The sequence below is a fragment of the Pseudoalteromonas luteoviolacea S2607 genome, from assembly GCF_001625575.1.
GTDB classification, from domain to species: Bacteria; Pseudomonadota; Gammaproteobacteria; order Enterobacterales; family Alteromonadaceae; genus Pseudoalteromonas; species Pseudoalteromonas luteoviolacea_E.
Map to the genome: position 1 here is coordinate 38855 of NZ_AUXV01000019.1, position 12391 is coordinate 51245.

4 protein-coding genes are annotated in these 12391 nt (G+C 40.5%); 3 read left to right on the forward strand and 1 reads right to left on the reverse strand.

Going from position 1 to position 12391, the window contains the following annotated elements; all coding sequences use genetic code 11:
• The first annotated feature begins 33 nt into the window (after positions 1 to 33).
• Both N480_RS11295 and N480_RS11300 read left to right on the forward strand, forming a co-directional pair.
• A complete protein-coding gene (locus N480_RS11295; protein ID WP_063372613.1) occupies positions 34 to 6663 on the forward strand; it encodes a non-ribosomal peptide synthetase in 6630 nt (2209 codons plus the stop codon).
• 167 nt (positions 6664 to 6830) lie between these two features.
• Entirely contained in the window at positions 6831 to 10052 is a 3222-nt protein-coding gene (locus N480_RS11300) for a non-ribosomal peptide synthetase (RefSeq protein ID WP_063372614.1), read from the forward strand.
• 1020 nt (positions 10053 to 11072) lie between these two features.
• Here the strand turns inward: N480_RS11300 and N480_RS25335 are convergent.
• On the reverse strand, positions 11073 to 11237 hold the full coding sequence (locus tag N480_RS25335; protein ID WP_155732825.1) for a hypothetical protein: 165 nt from the start codon (positions 11235 to 11237) through the stop codon (positions 11073 to 11075).
• Between the two features lie 376 nt (positions 11238 to 11613).
• Between N480_RS25335 and N480_RS11305 the strand changes: the two genes are divergently transcribed.
• Entirely contained in the window at positions 11614 to 12387 is a 774-nt protein-coding gene (locus N480_RS11305; protein WP_063372615.1) for an SDR family NAD(P)-dependent oxidoreductase, read from the forward strand.
• Positions 12388 to 12391: the final 4 nt, after the last annotated feature.

Sequence of the window (12391 nt, forward strand, 5' to 3'; positions counted from 1 at the left end):
TTAAAGTAATTAAAAATTTATTTGGTAGTAAGAATGAACAATCTAATAGTATCTCTTTTATCTGAGCTTAGTAGCTTGGGGATTCAGTTGACTCAAGAGCAAGGAAAGCTAAAACTAAAAGCCCCCGAAGGTGCGGTAACAGAAGAACTGAAGAACAAAATATTAAAGCATAAAGGAGACATCATATCCCTGTTAAAGCACCAACAAACGGGTTTTGCCAAGTTAGATAAGATCCCCAGACGCACATCCAATCAAGAGTTAACCCTGTCAAATGCACAGCGTAAGCTATGGCTTATTGACATGCTTGAAGGCACGAGTATCCACTACAATATGCCGGGTATTTTAAAGCTTGAGGGCGTGTTAGAAGTTGATACATTGCACCGAGCGTTAGAAACAATTATACAGCGTCATGAAGTGCTTAGAACAGTTATTAGGGTGGATGACTCTGGTAAGCCCTATCAACATATTTATGATAACTTTGATTTTAAACTCCCATGCGCTGATTTAACTCATTTGGGAGAGCAAGAGCAAAGAGATGAAGTGCTTAGATATCATGTGGAGGATATAAATAAGCCTTTTGACTTATCAAAAGACTTAATGTTTCGTGCTGAATTACTTAAATTGAATGAGCATAGTCACATATTCTTATTTGATATCCACCATATTTCAGCAGACGGTTGGTCTTTTGAAGTATTCTACAAAGAACTCGGAGCTCTGTATCTGGCTTATAGTACCGGTCAGGCAAACCCACTGCCAGAGCTGCCAATTCAATTCGCCGATTATGCTTTATGGATGGACGCAAAGCTTAAGAATAATGAGCTAGACTCGCAAATGGCATTTTGGGAAGAGCACCTTGCCGATATGCCCGCAGTTCACAAACTACCTTTGGACAAAGTAAGACCTGAAGTTCAAACATTAAATGGAAAGAAATATGGTCGCGCTTTTGACTCCGATTTTTACAAACAGTTGAAGCAGTTTGCAGAGCAAAGAAACGTTAGTTTATTTATGCTATTTCAAAGCGCTTTCGCCGCATTGCTAAGCCATTGGAGTGGCGAAAGTGACATAGTCATGGCAACGCCAAATGCAAACCGTGCTCGACCAGAACTGGCGTCTTTGATAGGTTTCTTTACAAATACGCTGGTACTGAGAACCCAGTGTGATTTGGGTCAAACATTCACAGAATTATTAGCTAACTCTAAAGACACGCTACAAAAGACTTATGAGAATCAGCTGATCCAATTTGATATGTTAGTTGAAAAGCTGAATCCGCCTAGAGTTATGGCGCATAATGCGTTGGCTCAGATCACTTTCTCTCTTGAAAGTACAAAAACTGGCCCTGCGGATGCATTAAGCTCTTCTATATTAAAGACTTTACCTGCTATTGATGAAGAGCAGTCGCCGAAAGAGATCCCCAGTAAGTTTGATTTAGAGTTCTACATATGGGAATTGAAAAACGGCTATAAGTTTGAGTGGACTTATAATAGTGATCTATTTGAATTGGAAACAATTCAAGCATTTGATAGAGACTTTGAGCAATGCTTGTTAGGGATTCTGAAAAACCCTGATGTGCCTGTGCACCAATTATTCTCTTTGCAGGCCGAGCAAAAAGAGAAGATTGCACAACTTAATAGAGAACATGTCGCATATCCACAAAGTGAAACCCTTTTTGATATGCTAGAGAACCAGTTTGAGGAAACACCGGATGATATAGCGGTTATTTTTGGGGAATCCTCGCTCACATACCGTCAACTGCACGAAAAAGCTAACAGACTGGCGCATAGCTTGCGACAAAATGATGATATCCAGCCCGGTCAATTAGTGGGTTTATACGCAGAACGTTCAATTGAAATGATAATCGGTCTATTGGCAATTATTAAGGCTGGTGGTGCCTATCTACCTCTTGATCCAAGCTTACCGAAACAGAGATTGGATTATATGTTAACTGATGCCAAGTTATCGTTGGTGCTGGCGCAGTCATCTTTGCTAGAAGAAATCACTCTCACGGAGGTTAAGGTACGTGAGATTGTTGCGGATGAAGCTTATCCTGACACTGCTCTTGCAAATACAACCTCATCAGACTTACCCATATACGCAATTTACACTTCAGGCTCAACTGGGCAACCCAAAGGTGCGGTTAATTCTAATAGGGGTCTTTGCAATAAGTTACGTAGCATTCAGCAACAGTATTCGCTTGCATCGGGCGAAAGCATGTTACAAAAAACACCGAGCCACTTTGATGTATCAGTTGTTGAGATTTTCTGGCCACTCACGACAGGCGGTACTACGGTGCTTGCTGAGCCTGAAGCCCATAAAGATCCTCAACGTCTATATCAGCTTATTCGTGCAAATAATATTAACGTTGTCCACTTTGTTCCCTCAATGCTTAGATTATTTTTGAAAGAAGTTGAAAACGGCAATTTGAGTAGCTTGAGGTTGCTTTTTTCAGGCGGTGAAGAACTGAGTTATGACTTACAGTTACAAGCAATAAACGCCTTTCCTGGTGTCGAGCTTGTTAACCAGTATGGCCCTACTGAAGCCGCTATTGATGTGACTTACTGGCGCTTTAACACCCCTCGTCCAGACAAAAAGGTACCGATAGGGTATCCCCTACCCAATGTGCAGTTACACATATTAAATGAATGGCTTCAGCCAGTCCCTGCTGGGGTAAGTGGCGAACTATTTATTGGTGGGCCTCAAGTTGGCATAGGCTACTTGAACAATGACAAGCTAACAAATGAAAAATTTATTTCGGTAGAAATAAATGGCAACAGTGAGCGAGTATATAGAACCGGTGACAAGGTTAGGTGGTTAAAAGACGGAACACTAGAATACCTTGGACGTCTTGATGAACAAGTTAAATTGAGGGGCTTTAGAATTGAGCTTGGTGAAATTGAGTCAGGACTCCTGAAGGTTAAGGGCGTAAAATCAGCCGCTGCAATGATAAGAGAAACCGAACCTGGCGTTGCACATAGCGCCATACTGGTTGCTTACATTACCACCACAGAAGAGCAAATAAGCGATGCAGAAATTAAAAGCGAGCTTAAAAAACACCTGTCTGAATACATGATCCCAGCAGCGATTATACGCTTGCCGTCTTTGCCATTGACGCCAAGTGGTAAATTGAACAAACGCGCGTTGCCAGCGCCCGATTTTGCACAAGAGCAAGAAAAAATCGTTTTGCCGATCAATGATTCGGAAGAACAAGTTCTGGAAATCTTCCAAGAATTATTAAATAGAGAGAGGGTGTGCACCACATCAGACTTTTTTGAATTGGGGGGTCATTCTTTATTGGCGACTGAATTGAGAATGAAGCTGCAGCAAAGATTGAATGTTGATGTTCCACTAAGGACGATTTTTGAAAAGCCCACAGTTAAAGAGTTGTCATCTTGGTTAGAAAACACTGGTAGTGCCTCAATTTCTGTAATTGAAGCGGTACCAAAAGAGCAATGGGTTCCATCATTTGCACAGCAAAGTTTGTGGTTTGTCTCCCAGTTTGAAGGGGGATCAAAATACAATATGCATGACAGCTTTAGTGTGACAGGAAAGCTTGATATTACCGCTCTAGAAAGCGCATTTACGGCTTTGGTAGAACGTCATAGTGTGTTTCGTCAAATATTCCCAGTTGTAGAGGGAATGCCAAAATTAGCCTTGTTAGAGAGCTACTCGCCATTAACGGTTGTGTCACTGGAGCATCTAAAGGGGGACGAGCAAGCGGAGGCGTTAGAGAAGTTAAGTAAAGAGCATGCTTTGTACCCATTTGATGTTGGTTCGGATGCATTGATGAGAGCACAGTTAGTGATCTTAGGTCACGACAAATACAGACTTATGCATACATTGCATCACTTGGTCGGTGATGGTCAATCATTCTCAGTTTTTATGCGAGATCTTACGTGCTTGTACAATGCAGCTTGTGGCAAAGAGCTATCATTACCGAATATGAGTATTCAATACGGTGACTATGCAGCGTGGCAACAATCGAATGCGAGTACAGAAGAAATCTCAAAACAAAAGGAATATTGGTTAGAGCAATTAAAAGGGGCTCCTGAGCTGCTTTCTTTGCCAACGGATTATCCTAGACCTCCTGAGATGTCATTCCGTGGCGAGACGCTAACGCTGGAAATTCCTGAATCATTAGTTGCCCCTTTAGAAACATTCAGCAGGAAATACGATTGCACACTATTTATGAGCCTCTTGACTGGGTTCAAAGCATTAATGTCTATTTACAGTGGTGAAAGTGACATTTGCATTGGAACGGCAGTAAATAATCGAAACCACCATCAGTTAAAAGATCTTATCGGGATGTTCGTTAATACACTTGTATTACGCTCTCATATTTCTCTAGAAGAAGGGCTTAGTGGTGCTGTAAAGCACGTTCGCCAAACAGCTTTAGAAGCATTCAGTAATCAAGATCTGCCTTTTGAACAGTTAGTTAAAGAGATAAACCCTTCACGTAGCTTGAGCCATAATGCATTATATCAAGTAGCATTCCAGCTTGAGCAGGAAAGTACATCGTTAGAACAGGAGATGAATACAGGTCTGAATGGCTTAGAGATGAGTAAAGAAATTGTCGCCGATGACATTTCCAAATATGACCTTTCTTTGTATGTACTTGATAGCGGTAATAAGCTGACTTGTAATTGGGAGTACGCAACGGATTTATTTAAACGTGAAACCATAGAGCGTATGCATGCTCATTTCTGTTGTTTGTTAGAGTCAGCGTTAGAAAATCCTGATATTGCATTAGGTCGCCTGTTGCAACCAAGTGAAGAAGAACTGATAACTTTAGAGCGTTGGAGCAAAAACTCAATCTCGTTTGATGAAAGTGCTACTTTGGTTGATCTACTTGATGCTCAACTGCAAAAAACACCGGACAATATTGCACTAATATACGAAGAAGAAACGATTAGCTATCGAGAGCTACATCAGTGGTCAAATCGCTACTCACATTACTTAAAGTCTAATTGTGGTGTATTGCCAGGACAAAAAGTTGGCGTTTATGCAGAGCGATCAATTGAAATGGTGGTTTCACTACTGGCAATTTTGAAAGCTGGCGCTGCTTATATACCGTTGGATCCAAATTTACCAATACAAAGGTTGCAGTATATGGTCTCTGATAGTCAGCTGACATTGATAACATCACAGCCACAATTAAGTAAAAATTTAGCTGATATGGATCTCAATGTTGTTTTGATTAACGGTGCAAACGACTACGCAGATAATACGCCTATAGTAAATGTTGATACGCAGCAACCTGCTTACGGTATTTATACATCAGGCTCTACAGGCCACCCCAAATGTGCTCTAAACAGTCATAAGGGCATATGCAATAAATTACGCGGAATACAGAGTCAGTTTAAGCTCCAGGTAGGAGAGCGCATATTACATAAAACCCCAGCGAACTTTGATGTTTCTGTTGTGGAAATATTCTGGCCATTGACTGTTGGTGCAACAAGTGTCCTTGCAGCACAAGACAGTCACAAAGACCCTGCACAATTACTTCAGCTTCTGATGGATAAGTGTATAAATGTTGTTCACTTTGTACCGTCAATGTTGCGTTTATTTATTGACCAAATGGGTGAGCAGCGTCTTGATAACCTAAGGTTGTTATTCTCTGGGGGAGAAGCACTAAGCTATGATCTTCAGAAGCAAACTATAGCGGCATTTCCTGACACCGAGTTAGTAAACCAGTACGGACCTACAGAAGCTGCTGTAGATGTAACTGCATGGTGTTTCAATGAGCTACGAGATGACTTAAAAGTACCAATTGGCAAACCATGCCCAAATGTCGAATTGCATGTACTTGATCAGTGGGGTACCCATGTACCTATGGGGATCAGTGGAGAGCTCTATATAGGTGGACCACAGGTAGGGTTGGGTTATTTGAATCGCGATGATCTCACAGAACACAGTTTCATAACGCGAAAGGTTGGTAAATATTATCAGCGTCTATATAAAACAGGCGATAAGGTGCGCTGGCTTGCAGATGGTCATTTGGAATATCAAGGAAGATTAGATGATCAAGTTAAACTCCGTGGCTTTAGAATTGAGTTAGCAGAAATTGAGCACCATTTAAATCAACACTCGGTTATAGACTCTTCTTTGGTTGAGATAAAAACGAATGAGGTAAATGAGAGCCAATTAGTTGCTTACATAAAACTATACGACGAGTCTTATAAGCAAAACTCAGAGTTTGATCACGGTCGCGCAATTCAAGCGTTAAAAGCCAGTTTGTCTGAGGTCTTACCAAGTTACATGGTGCCGGATATCTACTTACAAGTCGAACAGTGGCCGACCACGTTTAATGGCAAAATTGATAAGCGTGCTTTACCAAGTGTAGAAATGATGATGCAGCATGAGGAATATGTTGCGCCAGGGACCGATGCTGAACTCAAAATGGTAGAAATTTGGTCGCAGTTACTTGGTATAAAAGCAGAGCAAATAAGCACCACTGCGAACTTTTTTGAGCTGGGCGGGCATTCGTTGTTGTCTATCCAGCTTCTTTCAGAGATCCGAAAAACATTTGATATTGAAATTGCATTGCAGCAATTGTTCACATTGAACACGGTTAAAGAGCTAGCGCAATTCTGTGACATGCTCAATATCGAAAAGACATTATCATCGTCGTTTTCGCAATCTGATGAAGTCAATGAGTTTGAGTTCTAGTAAGCAATTTTAGCCAAAATAAAACAGGGGGTCTTGGTGTATTACAAGGACCTCCTACTTATTGATGGTAGTGGTCACTCAGAAATTGGCCTTTGCTACTAAGTGGATGCAGATTTAAAACGTAAAAAGGCCAATTTCAAATTAATTTAAATAACAAAGAATTTATAATGAATAATGATTCAAGCAATATCGTAAGTAAGCGCATTGTTTTAGAACAAGTCAAGGATGGCCTAAAAACTGAGCAGACATATTTGAATAGCTCTTTGGTTTTGGAGTTTGACTTTAAAGTTGACGGGGTAATAGCAGAGAAAGCCATTAATGAAGTTGTTTCTCGACATGAGACATTGAGAACAATATTTCAAGTGAAAAAGGGTGTAATTTGCACGGATGTTTTGTCTGACCGTTTTTTAACATTGAAGGAGCAAGTGCTTTCTCACTCTAATGTTTCAAATCAAGAACAAATTAATACAATAATTAAAGCTGAGCAAAGCCAAGCTATAGATATATCAACAGAGCTTCCTATTCGAGCCGTACTTCTTCGCAATGAGGAAAATGATACAGGCCCCAAATCCGTCATCATATTTCTTTTGCATAAAGTGGTATCAGATCCCATATCGCGGAATATTTTACTCAAAGAGTTTTGTGTAATTTATAAAGGCTATACTACCGAGTTATCCAACTCATTAGAGCCGTTGCATACGCAATACTCTGAACTCAACCGCTTTTTATTGCTCCAGCTTAATAGGTTGTCTTTAGATGCACTAGATATATGTGTTCAGAGTCCGAACTCGCAGACTGCTTTAAAACAAGAGAAAAATATTAAAAAGCAGTGTGATAGGAGCCGTATTCAGTACAGTATTGATGTGAATATAGTGAATAATTTGAAAGCATTTGCCTCTACAAATAATGTAACTTCTTTTATGGCATTCAAATGTGCTTTTGATATTGTGCTTATGAAAATGGGGTCTAGTGAGTGTCGAGTGGGAATTCCAGTATCAACCCGTACTACCACATACAGTAATGAGCTCATTGGCCCCTTTGAACATCTAGTACAAACTCGTCACGCAGTAAATAGCAACGCAACTATTAAGTCGACTCTTGATGCATCTAGAGCGTCTCTATTGAACGTATTTGACGATGTGAATGCTGTCATCAATCAAGAATCAGATATCTTAATTAGTCATCCAAGCGATACTTATGATGCGATTTTATCTTATGAAAAATGGGCCGGTGATATACAAGTGCTGCAAGATATCGAAGGAACTCTGAGCACTAAGAGCTGCCTTGCTGCATATGTCCAAAGTCATTTATTATTCAATATCGTTGAATCACGTCATGGCATTTGGGTAGATTGTTATTTTGCACCTGAGCACTATGATAGTAAGCAGATCCAAAGTATGTTGTCCTCATTGGATTTAATATTATCGTATATGTGTGAAAACCCAGACTGCACTGTAGAGAGTGTGCCATTTATCAGTAGAGATGATTGGCAGTTTTTAATGCATGATGTGAATGAAACAGCAAGTGATTATCCTAACACTCAGTGCGTACATGAATTCTTTGAACAAAAGGTGCGTGAAACCCCATCAGTGGCTGCGATCGTATTTGATGGTCAAAGTATGAGCTATGCAGAGCTCAACACGAAATCTAACCAGTTAGCAAACTACTTACTAAATGAACAGAGTGTAAAACCAGATACATTGGTAGGCGTATGTATGCATCGCTCTTTTGAAATGGTAATCAGTGTTTTAGGTATATTAAAAGCGGGAGCTGCTTATGTACCTCTGGACCCTTCCTACCCAGAAGAGCGTTTAGCTTACATGGTGGAAGATGCGCAACTTTCTGTTGTACTTGCTGACGAAACTGGCGCAAATGCGCTAGCTTCCACGAATACAACACTGGTTGTAAAGCTTAATAATTTTGCTTCAGATATTACTCATTTCTTATCGAAATACAGCGAGGTTGATATTGCCAAGAGCACAATCGCGTTAAGCTCAGACAACTTGGCATATGTCATTTACACATCAGGCTCTACTGGTAAGCCTAAGGGCGTAATGGTAGAACATAAAACGGTTGCTAATTTTATTAATAGTATGTGTAAAACCCTATCGGTATCACACCGTGACAAAGTGCTAGCGCAAACCTCTATCAATTTTGATATACATGTACTTGAGTTATATATGACCTTGAGCGTGGGTGCAACAATGGTCGTTGCAAGTGATCAAGAGCGTAGAGATCCTACAAAGCTTGTGCAGTTGATAGCAACAAATGAAATCTCTGTAATACAGGCCACACCAAGCTTGTGGAAGGCATTGTTCGATTATGGTTGGAGCTGCCAAACACAAATGAAATTGCTGTGTGGTGGTGAAGCATTGTCTATTGATTTACTCGAGACCTTCCATGAACGGTGCCCAAATAGTCAAACCTTTAATATGTATGGCCCAACAGAAACGACTGTGTGGTCCGCAGTGGCATTACTTAACTCATCAAACTGTCATTTAGGTAAAGCAATTCACAATACACAGCTTTATATACTGGATGACTCAAAGAGGTTACTACCCAAAGGCAGCTTAGGCGAGCTTTATATTGGTGGTGAAGGGCTCGCTCGTGGTTATTTACATCGTCCTGAAATGACCGTCGAACGGTTTATTGATAACCCATATTACAATGCGTGCCGATCAAACAGCTCATTAAAGCTGTACAAAACGGGTGACCTAGTGCGTTATTCAATAGATGGTAACCTTGAATTTGTTGGACGTGCGGATGACCAAGTAAAGATTCGTGGGTTTAGGGTTGAACTGGGTGAGATAGAAAATGCTTTAACGACGTTGCCCGACATAAACTCTGCGATTGTGACAGCGCTTACTGTTGCGGGCAGTCAACAACTCGTCGCATACCTAAAAATGAACGAAGCATCTAAGCGTGAAATGTTGATTGAAAATGCCAAAATATCTTTGGCTGAAAGGTTGCCTGATTATATGGTGCCAAGTTTAATGATGATTATTGAAGATTGGCCGCTTACACCAAATGGGAAAATTGATAAGAAATCTTTACCGAGGCCAGAAAATGATATTTTGCACAGTGAATATACAGAACTGACAACTGTAACAGAGAAAGAGCTTGTGAAAATCTGGGCTAGTTTATTGGGGCTGGAGGCAACTAAAATTGGCGCAACCACTAACTTCTTTAACTTGGGAGGGCACTCGTTAATGGTAAATCAGGCATTGCAACGAATCAAAGAGTCATTTGAGGTAGAACTTCAATTAGCGGATTTATTTGTCGCTGTGACAATTCGTGAGCAAGCCGATTTGATTGATCTTGCATTTGCTGAGCTAAAGCTTAACGAAGCACTTGAGGACGAAACCGAAGTCGATGTGTTAGAGTTCTAGCAGCGTAATATAGTTCTCATATACACAACGATTTTATGGCTTTTTATAAAATGTTATTAAATTAGTTTTTTGATATGTAATTATATTTTTATATCAAATGATTTTTGAACTAAAGAATAAATAAGAATATTAAAATGAGGGAAAACACTCTTCAAGTAAAAAGTCAACCTAGTTGAACTTATAAAAGTTGTTGTTGGCCAAGTTGAAAACTAAGACTATCGTGCTGCTAACCAAGTTGCTTCTGAATATTACGCAATTCACTAATCAGTAGTGTGGAGCCGAGGCTTAGCTAGCTCATAATACGGCAGCTAAGCCTATTTAAGTTTTTAAGCTTTAAGGCCTGCTTTTACTTCTTTAAGTAATGCTGAAACGTAGTAACCAACTATGTGCTTACTCATTTTATAACACCTACCTCTAATCAAGAAATTTTACGTGATATAGAGTTCGTACCTTATTAAGGATAATTAACTATGGACCTCATTCTGACTTCATCTATGCTGTCGAAAAGAGATTTACTAGAATTGACTACAAAGCTTTTTGTAGCTGAACCAGCCGAATTTATCCAGCGGTATTTTTATAATTATAAAGTTAAATAGTGTTATAGATAATGTAACTGACGAAAACAATAAAGTTGGTGTCGAAAAAGTGCAAGACAAAGCACTTGAACAGCAGGCTCAGGGCTTTTGTTATAATCCGTGTCTTAGATAGCCGAAACAGGAAGTATTAATCCTGTTGATAAGATGGCTATACTGTTTGAGAATCTTAGTTGTCAATGCCATATTGATTGATGCGCGCAATTAAATGTGTGCCCGATGGCATATAAGACTATACGCAGTATATATTCCCGGTTAGATAAAGCTAACTTCAGTCAATGCGATTTTTTGCCGGTCGTTAAGGCATTCAAAAGTACCCAAGTTACCCAAAAATTGACCTTTTTGTTTACTGATGCTGCGGCAAGCAATGAGGAGAAAATGTGATTATATGACTTTGCATCTCTGCCAATTGCAAATGAGTCTGTGTTTACGCAAGATGCATTTTTTGGGGGATTGTTTGTGAAGTGTAGATGTATGTGATGCCTGTAGCATCACTGACCCGTATCGCCTCAATAGTGAACTCTCCCGCAATTGGATTTGCAGCTGCGAATACTGGTAGTAATAGCGTGATTATAAAGAGTAATTTTTTCATAATTGATCTTGGGTTTAGTGTTTTGATTTTATGTGAGTATGGGGCTTAGGGTTATACTCAAATATCGTGTTGGGTCGAAGTTTGGCTTTGAGTGTTAGCTTTCATCAAGCAGCTAAAGGTAAAATGCAATATAGGCTATTTGGCAATGCGGTGAACCACTGTTCATAAAACTAATTATAATGCGAGCATACGTGGGTTTATTTAATCTTGCGCGAAAACTCTTGCAAAACTTTTAAGGAGTATGACTTCTCAGCTTATGCAAATCCCCATGTCACCTTTTGCATATTTTGTGTCGTGAATTGTCAGTGTGTGGCGTGCTTTGATTGCATATACTGTGTGACATTGGTCAACGGGGTTTATTAAGAAGGTAACACACATGGCAAATACGGCACTTATAACGGGCGCATCGGGCGGCATTGGTTTAGAACTGGCGCATCTGCACGCGCAGCAGGGTGGCGATGTGGTGTTGGTGGCGCGCTCTGAAGACAAGCTTAAGGCGTTGGCGAGTGAGATTGAGGTTAAATATAACGTGTCGGCGACAGTTATCAGCGAAGATCTATCGGACCCGCTTTCAGCGCAGCGCATTTTTGACACAACAGAGGCGTTAAATTTGCAAGTCGATGTGCTCATCAATAATGCAGGTTTTGGCGGCCATGGCATATTCTATGAGCGCGATCGCGCAGCAGATCAGCAAATGGTTCAAGTGAATATCACTACTTTGACAGATTTAACGCATTTATTTGTCAAAGACATGGTGGCACGTAAGTCGGGGCGGATTTTGAATGTTTCGTCAACGGCTTCGTTTTTACCGGGCCCGCTTCAAGCGGTATACTATGCAACTAAAGCCTTTGTAACGTCTTATACTCAAGCGATTGCTGAGGAGCTTTCGGGGACGGGTGTTACGGCAACTGCACTTTGTCCGGGTGCCGTGGATACAGGGTTTGTGGCAGCGGGTAATTTAGATGGCGTAGATGTGTGGAAAAATGCTCGGTCAGCGCGCTCTGTGGCCGAATGTGGCTACAAAGCCATGCAACAAGGTAAACTCGTGGCCTTTAACGAGCGCAAGTTGCAGTTTTTATTGAACTGGATAACGCCACTACTGCCAAGAAAAATGGTGCTTAAATTGTCTCGCCAATCAATGGAAAAGTAACAAG

What these genes read in the sequence shown, in the direction of transcription:
- N480_RS11300 (WP_063372614.1), top strand. Translation starts at nt 6,831, where the DNA reads ATGAATAATGATTCAAGCAATATCGTAAGTAAGCGCATTGTTTTAGAA.
- N480_RS11295 (WP_063372613.1), top strand. Translation starts at nt 34, where the DNA reads ATGAACAATCTAATAGTATCTCTTTTATCTGAGCTTAGTAGCTTGGGG.
- N480_RS25335 (WP_155732825.1), bottom strand. Translation starts at nt 11,237, where the DNA reads ATGAAAAAATTACTCTTTATAATCACGCTATTACTACCAGTATTCGCA.
- N480_RS11305 (WP_063372615.1), top strand. Translation starts at nt 11,614, where the DNA reads ATGGCAAATACGGCACTTATAACGGGCGCATCGGGCGGCATTGGTTTA.